At 67.8% G+C, this 16,879-nt stretch carries 12 protein-coding genes and 1 CRISPR repeat array; of the genes, 5 read left to right on the plus strand and 7 right to left on the minus strand.

Annotation, left to right across the window (positions count from 1 at the left end):
* Positions 1-75: 75 nt before the first annotated feature.
* The 3 genes from ACQPYA_RS11775 to ACQPYA_RS11785 are packed head-to-tail and all read right to left on the minus strand — an operon-like array spanning position 76 to position 5,112.
* Positions 76-3,402, minus strand: a complete 3,327-nt coding sequence (locus tag ACQPYA_RS11775; protein WP_433532643.1) for an ATP-binding protein — start codon at positions 3,400-3,402, stop codon at positions 76-78.
* Positions 3,399-4,064, minus strand: coding sequence for a hypothetical protein (locus ACQPYA_RS11780; protein ID WP_433532644.1), 666 nt, complete (start codon positions 4,062-4,064; stop codon positions 3,399-3,401). The genes ACQPYA_RS11775 and ACQPYA_RS11780 overlap by 4 nt, the downstream gene beginning before the upstream one ends.
* A gap of 1 nt (position 4,065) precedes the next feature.
* Entirely contained in the window at positions 4,066-5,112 is a 1,047-nt protein-coding gene (locus tag ACQPYA_RS11785) for an endonuclease domain-containing protein (RefSeq protein WP_433532645.1), read from the minus strand.
* A 515-nt stretch (positions 5,113-5,627) separates the two neighbouring features.
* Positions 5,628-9,083: a CRISPR direct-repeat array (repeat unit 36 nt; unit sequence GCCGCAGCTCCCACCGGAGCTGCCCTTCATTGAGGC).
* Positions 9,084-9,163: 80 nt separating this feature from the next.
* On the opposite strand from ACQPYA_RS11785, the gene ACQPYA_RS11790 reads away from it, so the two are divergent.
* The 3 genes from ACQPYA_RS11790 (at position 9,164) to ACQPYA_RS11800 (ending at position 12,181) form a co-directional block, all read left to right on the plus strand.
* Positions 9,164-9,616 (plus strand): hypothetical protein, encoded by a 453-nt coding sequence (locus ACQPYA_RS11790; RefSeq protein WP_433532646.1) that lies wholly within the window; start codon positions 9,164-9,166, stop codon positions 9,614-9,616.
* Between the two features lie 294 nt (positions 9,617-9,910).
* Positions 9,911-10,621: a transposase gene (locus tag ACQPYA_RS11795; protein WP_433532647.1), complete on the plus strand. Its 711-nt coding sequence runs from the start codon at positions 9,911-9,913 to the stop codon at positions 10,619-10,621.
* 160 nt (positions 10,622-10,781) lie between these two features.
* Positions 10,782-12,181 (plus strand): IS3 family transposase gene (locus ACQPYA_RS11800; RefSeq protein ID WP_433532648.1). Its coding sequence is split into 2 segments (ribosomal slippage): positions 10,782-11,115 and positions 11,115-12,181, totalling 1,401 coding nucleotides; the frame shifts between segments, so codons are not numbered across the junction.
* Here ACQPYA_RS11800 and ACQPYA_RS11805 read toward each other — a convergent pair.
* Together ACQPYA_RS11805 and ACQPYA_RS11810 are read right to left on the minus strand one after the other, a co-directional pair.
* The gene (locus tag ACQPYA_RS11805; protein ID WP_433532649.1) at positions 12,178-12,537 is read right to left on the minus strand and encodes a hypothetical protein; all 360 of its coding nucleotides are present in this window, start codon (positions 12,535-12,537) and stop codon (positions 12,178-12,180) included. The genes ACQPYA_RS11800 and ACQPYA_RS11805 overlap by 4 nt on opposite strands.
* Complete coding sequence (locus tag ACQPYA_RS11810) at positions 12,534-12,770, minus strand: hypothetical protein (protein WP_433532650.1); 237 nt, start codon at positions 12,768-12,770, stop codon at positions 12,534-12,536. The genes ACQPYA_RS11805 and ACQPYA_RS11810 overlap by 4 nt, the downstream gene beginning before the upstream one ends.
* Positions 12,771-13,185: 415 nt before the next feature.
* On the opposite strand from ACQPYA_RS11810, the gene ACQPYA_RS11815 reads away from it, so the two are divergent.
* On the plus strand, positions 13,186-14,007 hold the full coding sequence (locus ACQPYA_RS11815) for a transposase family protein (protein ID WP_433531265.1): 822 nt from the start codon (positions 13,186-13,188) through the stop codon (positions 14,005-14,007).
* A 186-nt stretch (positions 14,008-14,193) separates the two neighbouring features.
* Positions 14,194-15,399 carry an IS256 family transposase gene (locus ACQPYA_RS11820; protein WP_433533476.1) on the plus strand — a complete coding sequence of 402 codons (1,206 nt, stop codon included), beginning with the start codon at positions 14,194-14,196 and terminating at the stop codon, positions 15,397-15,399.
* Positions 15,400-15,616: 217 nt separating this feature from the next.
* Here ACQPYA_RS11820 and ACQPYA_RS11825 read toward each other — a convergent pair whose 3' ends face one another.
* Both ACQPYA_RS11825 and ACQPYA_RS11830 read right to left on the minus strand, forming a co-directional pair.
* Positions 15,617-15,814 carry a DUF397 domain-containing protein gene (locus ACQPYA_RS11825; protein WP_433532651.1) on the minus strand — a complete coding sequence of 66 codons (198 nt, stop codon included), beginning with the start codon at positions 15,812-15,814 and terminating at the stop codon, positions 15,617-15,619.
* On the minus strand, positions 15,807-16,706 hold the full coding sequence (locus tag ACQPYA_RS11830; protein WP_433532652.1) for a helix-turn-helix domain-containing protein: 900 nt from the start codon (positions 16,704-16,706) through the stop codon (positions 15,807-15,809). The genes ACQPYA_RS11825 and ACQPYA_RS11830 overlap by 8 nt, the downstream gene beginning before the upstream one ends.
* Positions 16,707-16,879 lie beyond the last annotated feature (173 nt).

Raw genomic sequence — 16,879 nt, forward strand, 5'->3', positions numbered from 1 at the left:
TTGAGGCGTAGTCGTTTGCGTTGCCTCACGCACTGGAAAGCCGCTGCGCCCCTCCCTGTTTCCTCGCCAGTGCCGTCACCTGGACGAGAGCGCATCATCCGGAAGCGAGGATGTCGGCTGGGCGCGGGTGAGGACGTCTTCGGCGGGTAGTGGGCTGGCGGGGTGGTGGGTGAGGCAGAGCGGCGTGCGGGCCTTGCGGAACGGCTGCCCCTCGACGGCCACGTAGAACTGCCCGCTGCTCAGCCGCGAGATGTCCGGCACGTCGCCACCCTTGAAGCGCGCCATCTCGCGGGCCGCGTCGATGTGCACCGGCGCGTTGAGCAGCCCGTAGAACTGGGTCGCCGCGTTGCCCGGGATCTGGCTGTGCAGGCCTTTGGGCGCCTGGGTGGCGAAGACCAGGCCGAGGCCGTACTTGCGGGCCTGGGAGGCGAGCATCAGGGTGCTCCGGGTGCAGGCGGTGACCGGGCCGGACGGTGCCAGCGTCTGCGCTTCGTCCATCACCAGCAGTCCGCCCAGCGGCCGGTCGCCGGCCGGATTCCGCTTGATCCAGGAGAAGAGGGCCATCTGGAGTTGGTTGACGAAACCCTGCCGCTTCTCGTCGCCCGACAGCCCGACGAAGCTGATGACGGAAATGCGGGCGCGCTTGCCCGGTGCCGGCGTGAGCAGCATGCCTGGATCGGCTGCCGCTCCCACGCCACCGAACAGCGGGTCGTTGATCCGGGCGGCCTCCAGATTCTCGGCCAGGTCGGCGGCGATCGTCGCCGCGCCGGCCAGCTCGCTGACTCCGTCGGGGAGGTCCCGCAGTACGCCGATCAGGCCGGCCAGGCTCGCCGGCCCGCCGGTCCGGCCGTAGTGCCGCAACGCCTGCCGCAGCACCGCTTGGCCCCGCATCGCCTTCGCGGTGTTGGCGGCCACCTGTGCGCGTGGGGCCAGCGCGTCGACCGCGCTGTCGACCGCCTGGGTGAACTCGTCGGGGTCGTCGCGTACGCCACCGAAGTCGGGCAGGGGCTGGAAGGTCAGCGGTCGTCCACTCGCTCGTCCCGGCGTCCACACCACGACATCCGTCGAGTCGAGGTAGTCGGCTGCGGCCTGCGCGTCGGCGTCGCCCCACGCCGGTGGGTCGCTCGGCCAGGCGTCGCCGAGCCGGGCGAGGTCGTTGTTGGGATCCAGGACGATCGCGGAGACACCGAGCAGCGCGCACTCCTCGACCAGTCGCCGGATCAGCACGGTCTTGCCGGATCCGGACCCGGCGAAGATCGCTACGTGCTTGCGCAGCGCGGCCAACTCCACGTCGACGGGATCGCCGCGATCGAAGTCGACACCCAACCGGAGATACACCCCGGCTGGTGCGGCCACCGCGCCCGGTTCTGCTACCGCGTTTGGCTCCGCCGGCACGTCCGGCTCGGCGGAGCTTACGATCGGCTCGTCGGCCGGTTCCGTGTCCGCTGGGCCGATCGATGTGTTGTCGCCGGTGACTACCGCGTCGTTCCCGTCGGCCAGGGGCTGCGGCGCCCGGGAGTCCGAGCTGCATGGTGCCGGTTCGGTTGTCGACGCGTACCCGATGGGAGACTCGCGTCCGGCATCGGCGAGCGCGGTCGCCAGCAAGTTCGTACGCGAGGCCGGGCGTCGGTCCGCCAGCCAGGCCTGGAGGCCGTCCGGCTCCTCGGCGAGCAGTGCCCGTAGCGCGACCAGGCTGCGCAGGTCGTCCTCGCCGAGCGACAGCGTCCGCCCACCGGCCGCGACGAACTCCTCGACCGCCCTGCGCCGCTTGGGGCTGTCCGACCATTCTTCGTTGCGCAGGACGAACAGCCGACGCTGGGCGACCCCGTGGGCCAGGCCGGCGGCTACACAGGCGTTGCGCAGCCGGGCCAACTCGGCGTTGTAATGCTGCTCCGCGATGGCCCGGAACGCCCAGTGGGCCTCGTTCCCGGTTCCCTCGTCGAGGGTCCGCCGCAGCCGCGCGTGCAGCGCCGGACGGCGTACCGGGATCGTGTCCTGGTCGAAGTCGGCGCTCACGCCCTCCCTGATCCATGCGTCGAGAGCAGCGGCCAGCAGCGGCGGCACCTCCGTGTCCTCGTTGGCGGAGTCGAGCAGACCGGCTACCTGCGCCTGAGCCCGCAACTCTGCGTACCGCTCGTCCAGTAGGTGCAGTGACGAGCCGTCGGCCGGCGCTGGCACCGAGGCCGGTGCCTCGGCGGCGGCCGCAAGCGCGGTCATCTCGATGGCCTCGCGGTTGAGCACGCACGAGCGGATGTGCCGCTCGATGTTGATGAGCAACTGTCGCGGCGTGAAATCGACCGCGTCGGCGAACGCCTCGGCACGCACCGGCCAGGTCGGGTACGGCGGCACGAAGCCGACTTCCGCGTAGTGTCCCGCGAGCCGGCGCTCGACCAGAGCCCGGCCTACGTCGGCGTCGGGAATCGATTCGAGCGTGGCCGTCTCGCGGAACCGGTCCTGCACGGTGTCGACCGCGTTGCTCTTGATCAACGCCCAGGACACGGGCAGCAACGCGAGGACGGTCAGCGTCCGCCGGGTCATCTCGCGCAACTCCATCAGGCCGCTGGCGACCTGGTCGAGCAGGACGGCCGCCTGCCAACCGTCCGCATCGGTCTCGGCGGGCGCCACGGAGACGTGACTTCGGTTTGCCACCTGCGCGATGAGGCCGTCGACCTGGTCCACCGCGATGACCGAGGGGCCGGTGAGCGCGAGCAGAGATGACACGTCCGAGACGATCTCCTGCGGCAGCCGCCGCGCCGGCCGGATGCTCCACGCAGCCCGTTCACCGGCTTCTGCCTCGTCACCAGCGAGCAGGTACGACATGGCGATGTCCTGCACCCGGTGGTCGGTGCCGGCGAGCAGCGCCAGTGCACGGGCGGTGTCTCGACAGCCGATCCCGATCTGTCGGTTCAGGCCACCCAGAGCGGCGACGAACTCGGTCAACCTGTCCACTGTCATCGGGGCACGACCCGTCACCGCCATCCGGGTCACCACGGGAAGGTCGACCGTGTCGGCGAGACGTTGCAGGAAGGCGTGCAGCTGCGTCGTACCTTCCTCGTCGACCGACTGATGCAGACCCTCGACCACCGACACCGCGACGCTCCGCCAGAACGTGTTGGCGTCGAGCAAGTTGACCAGGAAGAAATAGCCGCCCCTGAGCTGGGTCAGCTCGCGGACCCGGCTGAGCAGGTGGGTCTTTCCGGCACCGCGTTGTCCCCGCACCGCGATGCCAATCGGGCTCGCGTCCGGGCTGCGCTCCGCCGCGGACAAGCCGTCCAGGACGGTCGAGAGAACATCCGGGTGGAGGCCGTCGACGTGGAAACGTGGGCGGTGCCAGACGTCGTTCCTGGTCGGCGTGTAGTTGAACTGCAAGTGCGCGAGAGCCTTCAGCGCTGCCTCGGTCACGACGCCCCCATAGCGATCGAGTGTTTGGGCTGGTCGCCGATCAACACTGCGGCGGCCCGAGCACGTGCATCGAGCGTCTTCTGGTTCGCTTCCGGCACGAGGATGACGCCGCGCCGACGGTGCAGCCGGCGTAACGCCGCGTCGACGTCGGCGGAGGTGAGATCACCGACCAGGTCGCGCAGGTCGGCCAGGCTCACCAGATCGCCAGCGTGAGGAGCGAGCTTCTGGTACGCGGCACAGACCCGCTCCTCCACGTCGGACCCGACCGGTGGCCGTCTTTCGTCCGGCATATCGGTGACAGTGGGGGCGTTCGACGCGTTGACGAACTCGCCGAGGCTGAGCCGCTGTGCCGCGAGGAAACGACCCCAACGCCGGAGTACGGCGTAGAGCGCGCCGCCGATGGCACCGGAGCGGGGCGGCGCCGAGTCGGCGGAAAGCTGAGTGCGACAGTGTGCCCAGCCCTTCTCGCCCAGCGTCAGCACGAGCCGGCCCGATATGCGTTCGACCTCGATCAGCTTCAACCGTTCCAGCTTCTCCCGCGACCCCTTCGCCAGTTCGCAGCGATGCTCCCGAGTCAACCTGGCGTTGGTCACGGGGGCCGCCTCGGACAGGAGAATGAAGAGAGCCGCTGTCTCGACAGACGTCAGCCGCTCGTCCGGCATGTCAGTTTCCTTTCCGGGCTCGCCTGCGATTGGCGAGAAACTGCTGGAGAAGCGCAAGGACGTTCTCGATGTCGTGGATCACTTGCGTGTTGGTGAAGCGGAGAACGGCGAACCCGTTGAGTTGGAGCATCACGTCACGATTCCGATCATCGGCGTACTTCCCCGCCGCCCTGTGATCATCCCCGTCGATCTCGACGACACACCGCTCCTGTTTCCACAACAGATCGACACGAACAGGGTTGACCAACGGACCCGGCCTGACCGTGTGATTCCACACCCGGCCGGCCGCCCACGACCGCGTAGCGAGAGCGGTCTCCAGCAACACCTCTGTGGGGCTCGTCGGGTGTGGCTTGCCGGGACGACCGACACGACGCGATCTGCCAGTCGGCGGCCCCCGCCGGGAGCGCTCCTCGACCGGCGTGCCGGATCGAACGCTGCTGCGGGTAGCCGGTCCGGAGCGTGCGACCGGGGCTTCCCGAATGGGGCGAGCCACCACGACCTCCGGCAGCCAGTCACCCGGCGCCAGCGATCCGCCGCCGATCCACACGGCGAGCCGGCCGTGGTCGACCAGCCATTGCGCTGCCCGTAGCAGAGCCAGCGTCCCGCCCTCGTCGAGGTTGTCGGGCGGCCGCAGGAGCAACGCGCAGACCGGCCGCCCGAAGCCGGCCGCGAGGACCCGTGCCAGCCCGAGCGCCCGCACCTCGGGTTGATGCCGCCGCGTGTGTGGCCCCGGCCCGGCCAGGGCGCCGACGGCCAGGTCGACGAGGAAGGGACCATACTGCGCGGTGCCGGCGGCATGCGCGATCGCGAGTGACCTGACGGCGGCCAATGCGCCACCGGCCGATGTCGTGATTCCTTCGGCTCCCGGAAGCCAGGCAGGAAAAAGTTGACCGGCTACTGCCTCCATCTCGTCCAAACTGGAGGTAACTGTCGCGCTCTGACTCAAAGATCCCGTTGTCCGCTGGAAAATGACCGCCGGAGCATCGGGCGGCGCAACCGCCACCGCTCGATCCACGTCGTTCGGCTCAAGGTGCTTGATCCACACCACTCGATCAGTGGGAATCTCCGAGAGAGAAAAAGCCAACAGTCTGCCTAACCTGAGGAGTCGGCACCCATCCTGGCGAGCGCGCGATTAGAGGTGCAATCATCCGGACGTGGATGCGTCACCACTGACCGGCACCAGTCGCCAGCCGATCAAGGGCACCGGCTCAGCCCGTGACCAGGATGTCGTTGGCCAATCTCTCGACTCCACCCCACGAGCGTTCGGCGTGCCAGCACCAACCGGACGATGGCGGTAACCGACGATCTTCTGATGCAATTCGATCAAGGGATCCCGCAACCACAGCATCACCGGCCACGGCCCAGCGATCCTCTGAACCCACCGGCGAAGGCTGCGTCATCCCGCCGCTGAGCGTGGACCCCTCGCCACGGTGTCAGCCCAGCTCACACGCCATCCAGATAGGCGGCATCGCAACCTTGAGCCGCTACTCGATCTCGCCGGAAGCGCACCCTTCGCGGCGGACCGGCTCAGACACAGCTCAGGGCGGCTAGAATCCTGACCCAGCCGCAGCTCCCACCGGAGCTGCCCTTCATTGAGGCGTGCCGAAGTTCATCGGCCGGGGCTGAAATGGCCCGGGCCGCAGCTCCCACCGGAGCTGCCCTTCATTGAGGCCCATCGGCGGCCACGGTCCCGCTGGGCATGGGCGAGCCGCAGCTCCCACCGGAGCTGCCCTTCATTGAGGCCCATCGGCGGCCACGGTCCCGCTGGGCATGGGCGAGCCGCAGCTCCCACCGGAGCTGCCCTTCATTGAGGCTCCTCCAGCCGCTCCGCCTGGCCCACGATCTGTGCCGTGCCGCAGCTCCCACCGGAGCTGCCCTTCATTGAGGCTCGTCGGCATCATCGCTGGCGTATTCCTCTCGAAGGCCGCAGCTCCCACCGGAGCTGCCCTTCATTGAGGCGCGTACGGGTCGCGTGTCGGGATCCACCGGCGCGGGGCCGGCCGCAGCTCCCACCGGAGCTGCCCTTCATTGAGGCACATCGGCGGCCAGGGGTGGGTGGACATCTCCGCCGAGCCGCAGCTCCCACCGGAGCTGCCCTTCATTGAGGCGTGATCCCCCGTCCGCGCTCCGTCAGCCCCGCGAAGCGCCGCAGCTCCCACCGGAGCTGCCCTTCATTGAGGCCTGGCCGTGCGGACGTGGGATGAGCACCAGCGCATCAACGCCGCAGCTCCCACCGGAGCTGCCCTTCATTGAGGCGTCGGTGGTGGGGTCGAGGGAGAGCCACGGATCGGTGCCGCAGCTCCCACCGGAGCTGCCCTTCATTGAGGCGTGGCAGTACCGATCTGGAGATCCGAGCTGCCATCGAGCCGCAGCTCCCACCGGAGCTGCCCTTCATTGAGGCCTGTCATGAATGGACGCCACGCGCCACCATCCTTAGGCAAAGCCGCAGCTCCCACCGGAGCTGCCCTTCATTGAGGCTTGTTGGTGAGGTTTTCGGCAGTAGTTACGTGATACTCGGCCGCAGCTCCCACCGGAGCTGCCCTTCATTGAGGCTTTGAGCGGTTCATTTCACCTGACCGCGAGGACACTCCCGCCGCAGCTCCCACCGGAGCTGCCCTTCATTGAGGCAACACCTATGCTCAGGTCCCCGCATGGTGCAACAAAGCGAGCCGCAGCTCCCACCGGAGCTGCCCTTCATTGAGGCTGCCGGTTCGTGCCGGTGTGCGGCAGCGTCACCGCGCCGCAGCTCCCACCGGAGCTGCCCTTCATTGAGGCATGGCCTGGGAGGGCATCGCGGACCCGGAGCAGGCCCGGAGCCGCAGCTCCCACCGGAGCTGCCCTTCATTGAGGCCAGATAGCGGCGGCCCGGATCGCGTCCGTGCCGAAGCCGCAGCTCCCACCGGAGCTGCCCTTCATTGAGGCTCCCCGGCGTACGTCATGGCGTTCCTGGCCGACTGCCAGCCGCAGCTCCCACCGGAGCTGCCCTTCATTGAGGCGCCGTTGTTCTGGCGGTCAGCATCACCGGGGCCAGGCCGCAGCTCCCACCGGAGCTGCCCTTCATTGAGGCAGGCCGAAGTTGTTGCTGCCGTCAGCGAAGATCACCAGGCCGCAGCTCCCACCGGAGCTGCCCTTCATTGAGGCCGGGCTGTGCTCCCGCTGTTGATTCTGACCGTAGGCCGCAGCTCCCACCGGAGCTGCCCTTCATTGAGGCAAGAGGGTCACTCAGCCCCGCGTCAGCCCGGGATCGCGCCGCAGCTCCCACCGGAGCTGCCCTTCATTGAGGCACCCTCAGCCGTGGGGCATCGACAACCTCCGACGCAGGCCGCAGCTCCCACCGGAGCTGCCCTTCATTGAGGCGTGACCTCGGAGTCCGGCGGCAGAATGCCCACCGACAGCCGCAGCTCCCACCGGAGCTGCCCTTCATTGAGGCCATCACACCCAGGCATCTTTGATCTGAAGGTGAGTGCGCCGGCCGCAGCTCCCACCGGAGCTGCCCTTCATTGAGGCTCGTCGCGGTGCACGCCGTCGTCGACCAGGCGCCGGCGGCCGCAGCTCCCACCGGAGCTGCCCTTCATTGAGGCACTCGCCTGGTGAGGCCGACACGCGGCCGAGCAGGGCCGCAGCTCCCACCGGAGCTGCCCTTCATTGAGGCGGGGACGGTCAGCCGGTGTCGGAGGATCTGTCGTGCCGCAGCTCCCACCGGAGCTGCCCTTCATTGAGGCCCATAGCCAGATCTCCTGAGGTCATGCGACTTCCCAGCCGCAGCTCCCACCGGAGCTGCCCTTCATTGAGGCGTGAGATATCCCGACCGGTAGCGGTCGCCAGTTTCCCGGGCCGCAGCTCCCACCGGAGCTGCCCTTCATTGAGGCGCGGTGTGCTCGGGAGTGCCCTCGGGGTGCGCCGCCGCAGCTCCCACCGGAGCTGCCCTTCATTGAGGCGCGGTGTGCTCGGGAGTGCCCTCGGGGTGCGCCGCCGCAGCTCCCACCGGAGCTGCCCTTCATTGAGGCGCGGTGTGCTCGGGAGTGCCCTCGGGGTGCGCCGCCGCAGCTCCCACCGGAGCTGCCCTTCATTGAGGCTACCGGGGCGCGCCGCCCAAGGCGGGAGGGCAGGGCCGCAGCTCCCACCGGAGCTGCCCTTCATTGAGGCGCCGAGCTGCCGCCGCGCGCTGCTGCACCCACCAGAGCGCCGCAGCTCCCACCGGAGCTGCCCTTCATTGAGGCCGAGGCGTCTCATCCTGCCCGCTCCTGTGCCATCGCCGCAGCTCCCACCGGAGCTGCCCTTCATTGAGGCCTGGCGGACAAGGCCGGTTACAGCCGAGTCGGGCACCAGCCGCAGCTCCCACCGGAGCTGCCCTTCATTGAGGCGCGCGGGACCTGGCCGAGCGCCCGGAGCTGGTCGACGCGGCCGCAGCTCCCACCGGAGCTGCCCTTCATTGAGGCATGGTCGGCGGCCCGCTCGCCCACCTGATCCCGCAGCCGCAGCTCCCACCGGAGCTGCCCTTCATTGAGGCGCCGTCCGCGGGGCGATCGCCGCCTGGAACGCCATGCCGCAGCTCCCACCGGAGCTGCCCTTCATTGAGGCGTGGTGGTGGGCGGCCTGCTGAAGGGCGCGTTCACGGCCGCAGCTCCCACCGGAGCTGCCCTTCATTGAGGCCCGCTGAAGCTGGCGGACAACCCGCAGGCCATGGGGTCGGCCGCAGCTCCCACCGGAGCTGCCCTTCATTGAGGCCTGACCCACGAGTGGCGGCACGACCCGGCGATCGCACGCCGCCGCAGCTCCCACCGGAGCTGCCCTTCATTGAGGCCGGGCGGCGTAGGGGGTGCGCAGCAGGAGTTCGCCGCCGCAGCTCCCACCGGAGCTGCCCTTCATTGAGGCGCCGAGTGGGCCGACCGCGCCGCCGCCCCGAAGCGGGCCGCAGCTCCCACCGGAGCTGCCCTTCATTGAGGCTCAGCGTGTCCACATAGGTGGGTAGCTGTGCACCATGCCGCAGCTCCCACCGGAGCTGCCCTTCATTGAGGCCTGTCCCCTCTTGGTCAGGATGGTGTGAGACACCCCGTGTGAGTGGGGTGCTGGCCTGAGGACGGGGATCGGAGATCCTTGTGTACGTGTCCACCTCATCTGGCAAGCAGCCGACGTCCGGCAGCGGGGCCGACCCGGCGCCGAAGCCGTCGCGGCGGGTCTTCAGCCCGGAGTACAAGCCCGCGATGGTCGCCGAGTACGAGAACGCCCCGAACGGCGAGAAAGGCGCGATCCTGCGCCGGGAAGGCCTGTACTCGTCGCACATCATCGAGTGGACACGGGCCCGCGACACCGGACATCTCGGCCCCGCCGGCCCTGACGCCACGGGTGCCGCCACGACCGGGGCCGGGTCACCACGGGTGAAGAAGTCCGCCGAACAGATCGAGTTGGAGAAGCTGCGTCGGCAGAACGAGAAACTGCAGGCGGATCTGAAGAAGACCCGTATGGCGTTGGACATCATGGGAAAAGCACACGCGCTCTTGGAAGAACTCTCCGGGAGCGCGGACAACGACAACCCGTCGAGGAGATCCTGACCGCCGTGTTCGGCGAGCTGCGCGACGCGGACGTCCCGGTCCAGCGGGCGTGCGCGTTGACCGGGACCTCGCGGGCGACCTACTACCGGCGGGCGCGACCGGTCGGTCCGCGCCACGGGCCGTGGCTGCCCCGGACCCCGCCACCATGGACGCTGAGCACGGCCGAACGTGCCCGGGTCCTGGCCGTGTTGAACTCGCCGGCCTACGCCGACCTGGCGATCCCTCAGGTGTGGGCGCGGGAACTCGACGTGGGTCGCTACCACTGCTCCATGTCCACGATGTACCGCATCGCCCGTGCGGCCGGGCAGAGCCGGGAACGACGCCGGCTGGCGACCCATCCACCCCCGGGTGCGCCCGGAGCTGGTCGCGACCGGGCCCGGTCAGGTGTGGTCCTGGGACATCACCGCGTTGAAGGGGCCCGTCAAGGGCGTCTGGTACCGGTGTTACGTCGTCATCGACATCTACTCCCGCTACGTCGTCGGGTGGCTCGTCGCGGCCGGAGAGGACGGAATTGTGGCCCGTGACTTCCTCGCCGAGGCGATCGGCCGTAACGGGATCGAGCCGCACACGATCCACGCCGACCGTGGTGGTGCCATGGTGTCGAAGCCGGTGTCGGAGATGCTCGTCGACCTCGGTGTCCTGCGTTCGCATTCCCGACCCCGGACCTCGAATGACAACCCGTACTCGGAGGCGCAGTTCAAGACGATGAAGTATGTGCCGGACTTCCCGGAACGGTTCGGGTCCCTCGCCGACGCGAGAGCTTTCTGCGACGGATTCTTCACCGCCTACAATCACGAGCATCGGCATTCCGGGATCGGCTGGCACACCCCGGCGTCGGTGCACTACGGCACCGCCGAGCAGGTCCGTGAGCACCGCCAACGCGCCCTCGACGCCGCCCACACCGCTCACCCGGACCGGTTCAACCGCCGGCCACTCGCACCGAAACTGCCCGACCATGCCTGGATCAACCAGCCAACCCAGCAGGAACAAACCGTCTCAATTTGACTTGACAACTACCGGTTCGCCGCCGAGGTTCTGGTTGGAGCCCTGTCTGTCAGGGTGAGTTGAGGCCAGCGGCTCATTGCAAGTCCGCCGGACAGGGCGAGTTCAGGATCGAGATACGTTGAATGCTGCTGTTGACGTTGTGACGGCCCAGGATGGGGTCATGAGTCGCAAGAAGGGTCCGCGTTCGGACGGGCCGAGGGCCCGCCGGTCGTTTACTCCAGGGCAGAAGCTGGAACTGCTGGCCGGGTATGAGCAGGCCGTCGTGGCGGGTGAGGGCGGGGCGTTCCTGCGACGCGAGGGCCTGTACTCGTCGTTGATGTCGGAGTGGCGCCGGGCCCGCGACGCCGGGCTGTTGCAGGGAAAACCGGCTGGCGAGACGGTCGGGCGGCCGTCGGCGGAGCAGGCGGAGATCGCCCGGTTGCGGCGCGAACTGGAGCGGACGCAGTCACGGTTGGCGCGGACGGAGACCGCGTTGGAGATCATGGGAAAAGCGCGCGAGCTCTTGGAGGACATCTCCAGGAGCGAGCCGGACGGTCCGGACGTGTTCGGGCTCGGCAGACGCTGATGGACGCCTACCAGCAGCTGACCAGTGCGGGTGCCACGACCCGGGACGCGGCCGCGATGACCGGGATCGCCCGGTCCAGCGCGGACCGGGACCGGCGTCGGCCGAGCCCGACACGGGTGTCGCGGCCGGTGCCGACGAACGCGCTCAGCCCAGCCGAGCGGCAGCGGGTGTTGACGCTGCTGGACAGCCCGCAGTTCGTCGATGCCGCTCCGGCGCAGATCTACGCGGCGTTGTTGGACCAGGGCGTGTACGTGGGTTCGATCGCCACGATGTACCGGGTCCTGCGCGAACACCGGCAGGTCAAGGAACGCCGCCGGCTGGCACGGCACCCGGCCCGCCGGCGTCCGGAACTGGTCGCCGACGCACCTCGGCAGGTGTTCAGCTGGGACATCACGAAGCTGGCAGGGCCGGTGAAGGGCTCCTACTTCGACGCCTACGTGATGATCGACATCTACTCCCGGTACATCGTCGGGGTCCGGGTCCACTCCCGCGAATCGGGGCCTCTGGCCGAGAGCATGATGCGCAAGGTGTTCGACATCCACGGCGTCCCGCACGTCGTGCACGCCGACCGGGGCACGTCGATGACCTCGAAATCGGTTGCTGACCTGCTCGAAGACCTGACCGTGACCCGGTCACACTCGCGGCCGAAGGTTTCCAACGACAATCCGTACAGCGAAGCCTGGTTCAAGACATTGAAGTACGCGCCGGTCTTCCCCGACCGGTTCGCGTCCCTCGCCGCCGCGCGGGCGTTCATGACCGACTTCGTGACCTGGTACAACAATGCTCACCGGCACTCCGGGATCGGCCTGCACACCCCGGCAGAGGTCCACCACGGCCGGCACCACAGCGTCCGCGGCGGCCGCGAGGACACCCTGGCCGCAGCACGAGCCGCGCACCCGGAACGGTTCGGCACCGACCGGCTCCTACCCAAGATTCTCGACCTGCCCGACCAGGTCTGGATCAACAGACCCGAGCCGAAGCCACAGGTCGCTTAACTCCCGTTGGCCTCATTCCCTTGACACGTTCCGGAGTGGCGTAGTGGGATCATCATTTTTGCCTCGTACAGCGCGTCGGCCGGGTCGTCCTCCGGGTGCCACAGCGCCTCTGGGTCTCGGTCCGGCTTCCATAGGTTGTCCACGTCGACATAGGCGGTCAGCGTGATCGTGGCGATCGGTTCTTCACCGTCCCACACCATCCAGGTCTGCCCGGCCGAGACGGTCGACGCCACGGCGGACCGGGGCAACGGGATGGACCACTGCTCCTCGCCTTGAGCGGCAAGCCAGGCGACCCGCTCACGTCGCCAGCTCATGATGATGTCAACGTCGCGTGGCCGGGCGGGAACGATGATCATTTCGGTGCTTCCTCGGGCCGGAACTTGGCGATGATGGACGGGTCGCCGTGGGTGCTGACGATCCGGTTGCGGTCGCCAGCAAAGACGGTGACGGAGACCCGTACCGGCCGCTTCTGCGTGTAGCCGGTGCGGATGAACAGCAGCACCGAAGTACCTGGCGGCAGGTGAGAAACCTGTTCGTCGTGACGCACCCGGAGGCGACGCATCACGTCGATGGACTCGTCGGCGAGCATTGTCGCCGGACCTGGCAACACACGGCGACCGAGTTACCCGACGGCGTTAGACCCGAGTCAAGATCGAGCGCGCTCTCATGCCGCTGTTCGGGTGTTTACGGTGCGTGATAGGAGGGGGTGCGGTCGTTGCCGATGAGCGGGCGTCGGACGACATCTCGACGGGCGGTGGCGGCTTCCGGCGGGTCGGGCGAGATCTTCGGCGTTACGGCGGCATTTTTGGTCTAGATCTTGGACAGTTCCTGTTCGGTGCGAACGGTAAGTGAGCCTTTCCGAGTAACGGTGTGAGGACTTGGAGTAGCTGCTCGACCAACGGCCCAGACGCGCCCGGATCCGTTGCGGTGCAACGGAAAGACGCAGAGCCCCGGTATGAAGGTGGTCCTTCCCGGGATCACCGTCATCGAGGTTCTGCGTCGCTATGAGTGTCACATACACCGCCGTCCTGCCCGTACGCGAGGCGACCGTGTCGTTCCTGTCCGGCCTCCTGCACGCGCAACGGCAACGGCTCGGCACCCGCGCCGGGACCCGGTCGTTGGGCTGCTTCAAGCAGGCCGTCTTGGTGATCCGCTGGTTGATCGACGGCACCCGCATCTCGCAACTGGCCGCCGACAACAAGATCAGCCGGTCGACCGCGTACACGTACCTGCATGAGGGCATCACCGTGCTCGCCGCCCAAGCCCCCGGCCTGCACTCGGTGTTGCTGGCCGCGAAGATGGCCGGCTACGGCCACGTCAATATTGACGGCACGCTGATCGAGACCGACCGGTGCCGCACCCCCGGGCCGACACCCGGGGTGGATCTGTGGTGGTCGGGAAAGCATGACAACCACGGCGGGAACGTGCAGGTCATCACCGCTCCGGACGGATGGCCGCTGTGGACCTCACCGGTACGCCCGGGGCGTGAACACGACACCACCGCCCTACGCGAGCACGGCATCGGGCCGCTGCTGCGCACCTGGACCGACGGCGACCTACGGCTCCTCGGTGATCTCGGCTACGAAGGCGAAGCCGACACGATCACAGTGGCGTTCAAGAAGCCACGCAACGGTGCCTGCACCGACATGCAGCAGCAATTCAACAAGGCCCACAACGCAGTCCGCGCCATCGGCGAACGCGGGAACTCCCTGCTCAAGACCACCTTCAAAGCATTACGCAACGTCAGCCTGTGCCCCTGGAGCATCGGCCGGATCACCGCTGCAGCCCTGGTCCTGCTCCACATCGACCACGCCCGCACAACATGATCACCCAACGCCACCAACCGTTACTCGGAAAGGCTCAGTGTCCAAGATCTTGACTGGCGCCTGGGACTGTACAAATAACGGCTGATTGACCGATCAAGGGAGAGACGCCAGATGACGACCGAGGCCACCGTGGGACAGCCGGCCGTGGGGCCGGTGGGTGCGGTCACGGATGAGCAGTTGATCGCGATGCTGGTCGATCGGGCTCGTGGGGACGGGCTGAAGCTGACCGGCGAGGGCGGGCTGCTGCAGCAGTTGACGAAGCGGGTCCTCGAATCGGCGTTGGACGGGGAGATCACCGACCACGTCGGCTACGACAGGCATGACTCGGCGGGTCGGGGTAGCGGGAACACCCGTAACGGCAGCCGGACCAAGACGGTGCTCACCGACGTCGGGCCGGTCGAGGTGCGGGTCCCACGCGACGCGGCGGGGACGTTCGAGCCGCAGATCGTGCGTAAGCGGCAGCGGCGCCTGACCGGTGTCGACGACATGGTGCTGTCGCTGTCTGCTAAGGGCCTGACCCACGGGGAGATCGCCGCGCACCTGGCCGAGGTCTACGGCGCTGAGGTGTCCAAGCAGACCATCTCCACGATCACGGACAAGGTCATGGACGGCATGGCGGAGTGGCAGAACCGGCCCCTGGACCGGGTGTATCCGGTCGTGTTCATCGATGCCATCAACGTCAAGATCAGGGACGGGCAGGTCGCGAACCGGCCGATCTACCTGGCCATGGCGGTCACCGTCGACGGCCACCGTGACATCCTCGGTATCTGGGCCGGTGACGGCGGCGAGGGCGCCAAGCACTGGCTGCACGTGCTCACCGAGTTGAAGAACCGCGGCGTGGCCGACGTGCTCATGCTGGTCTGTGACGGGCTCAAGGGACTGCCGGAGGCGGTGGAGACGGTCTGGCCGCGCACAATCGTGCAGACGTGTGTGGTGCATCTGCTGCGCAACTCGTTCCGCTACGCCGCCCGGCAGGACTGGGACAAGATCGCCAAAGCGCTGCGGCCGGTCTACACCGCACCGACCGAGGACGCCGCCACCGAGCGGTTCCTCGAGTTCGCCGAGGCGTGGGGCCGTAAGTATCCGGCGATCGTGAAGCTGTGGGAGAACGCCTGGGCGGAGTTCGTACCGTTCCTCGCCTTCGACGTCGAGATCCGCAAGGTCATCTGCTCCACGAACGCGATCGAGTCGGTCAACGCCCGTATCCGCAAGGCCGTGCGAGCTCGTGGCCACTTCCCGAACGAGCAAGCCGCACTCAAGTGCGTCTACATGGCCTTGATGAGCCTCGACCCGACCGGCGCGGGCCGCCGGCGCTGGACCATGCGCTGGAAGGCACCTCTGAACGCCTTCCAGATCGCCTTCGAAGGCCGGCTCACCCCGGCCAACCACTGACCACCTCAACAACCAAGATCAGCCGTTAACTTGACACTCCCTGGCGCCTGGGCGGGGTGTGGCCGCATGGCGTGGTGCTGTGGATTTTTGTTCCGTTTTGCCATGTTGGAGTGTGTCTCGGTTTTGGTGTTCTGGTGTGGGGTGGGCATCGATGGGAGCACTGATGGGGGCCGCTGGGGTAGCGGCCCCCATCGGTTCAGGGGTGGGTTGCGTTGGCTTATCGGGTGGGGGTGGGTGGGGTGGTGGTGAAGGCGGCCCAGGAGCTGGGGGAAAAGGTCAGTACGGGGCCGTTGGGGTCCTTGCTGTCGCGGACGCCGACGCCGCCACCGGGCAGCGCGTCGGCGACCTCGACGCAGTTGCCCTGGTTGCCGCTGCGGCTGCTCTTGCGCCACTTGACAGTCGTCGTGTCAGCCACGAGTGAATGCCTCCATCGTTGCGGTGATAAGGGTCCTCGACGACTTCTCGTCGAGTGCTCGTGAGGTCACGTCGTTCCAGGCCAGGTTGTAGGCGGCGACCTCGGTCCCTTTGTCGAGGTAGAGCGCACCGGTGAGGCTGTCGACGTAGACCAGCGGAGGTTCAAGCGGCTCCGTGGTGCCGGGCATGGCCGGGAATTCCAGGACGGTGAACGCGGAGGTCATTGCACCGTGCACGCCGGCCTCGAACGGAAGGATCCTGATCGTCACACTCGGCGACCGGCTGACATCGAGCAGATGCTGGAGTTGGGCCGCCATGACCTGCGGCCCGCCGACGGCTCGACGGATCACCGCCTCGCTGAGCACGACCGACAGGTGCGGTGGGCGAGGGCTGGCGAGCAGGCGTTGACGCTCCATCCGAAAGTCGACCTGCCGCTCCACCTCCTGCGCGTCGATGAGGCCATGAGGTACGCCCGTCACTTCCTTGGCGTATTCGCGGGTCTGAAGAAGTCCGGGTACGGCCTCTGGTACGTACTCGCGAATGCGTTCGGCACTGCTTTGCAGCCTTACGAACAGGCCGAACCAGCTGGGTAGGCGGGTGTTGGTGTAGTCGTGCCACCAGGCGCTCGCACCCTTGGTACGGGTTTCGCCGCCCAGGGCGAGCAGTTCGGCGCGGTCTTCGGCGCTGGCCTCGTACAGCTCGCACATCGCCTTGATCTCGATGTCGCGGAACTTCACGCGAGGGTCGCCGGCTTCGATGCGGTGGATGGTCGCGGGGCTGCGCTGGAGGAGCACGGCGGCTCGCTCCTGGCTCATGCCGGTCTCTTTGCGGAGGGCTGCCATCTTGCGGCCGATCCTCCGCCTCAACAGGGCCGATCCGTCCGTGTCAGACACGGAGCCTCCTATCACCACTTTGCCAAAGAGCAGCATACAAACGATGGGCCACTTGATCACGTTCTGCGCATTGCCGCCCTGACCAGGGCTAACATCTCGTGAAGTGCGCTAATGTGCAACCCCTTTCATGATTTCTTCCGCTGTGCCTTATTGCATTGTGCCCCAGCGCAGCC

The organism is Micromonospora sp. CA-263727 (assembly GCF_050942455.1).
Taxonomy (GTDB): Bacteria; Actinomycetota; Actinomycetes; order Mycobacteriales; family Micromonosporaceae; genus Micromonospora.

Bases quoted from the DNA above. Each gene is read 5' to 3' on its own strand.
- ACQPYA_RS11780 (WP_433532644.1), bottom strand. From the start codon at position 4,064: ATGCCGGACGAGCGGCTGACGTCTGTCGAGACAGCGGCTCTCTTCATT.
- ACQPYA_RS11805 (WP_433532649.1), bottom strand. From the start codon at position 12,537: ATGATCATCGTTCCCGCCCGGCCACGCGACGTTGACATCATCATGAGC.
- ACQPYA_RS11810 (WP_433532650.1), bottom strand. From the start codon at position 12,770: ATGCTCGCCGACGAGTCCATCGACGTGATGCGTCGCCTCCGGGTGCGT.
- ACQPYA_RS11815 (WP_433531265.1), top strand. From the start codon at position 13,186: ATGAGTGTCACATACACCGCCGTCCTGCCCGTACGCGAGGCGACCGTG.
- ACQPYA_RS11820 (WP_433533476.1), top strand. From the start codon at position 14,194: ATGCTGGTCGATCGGGCTCGTGGGGACGGGCTGAAGCTGACCGGCGAG.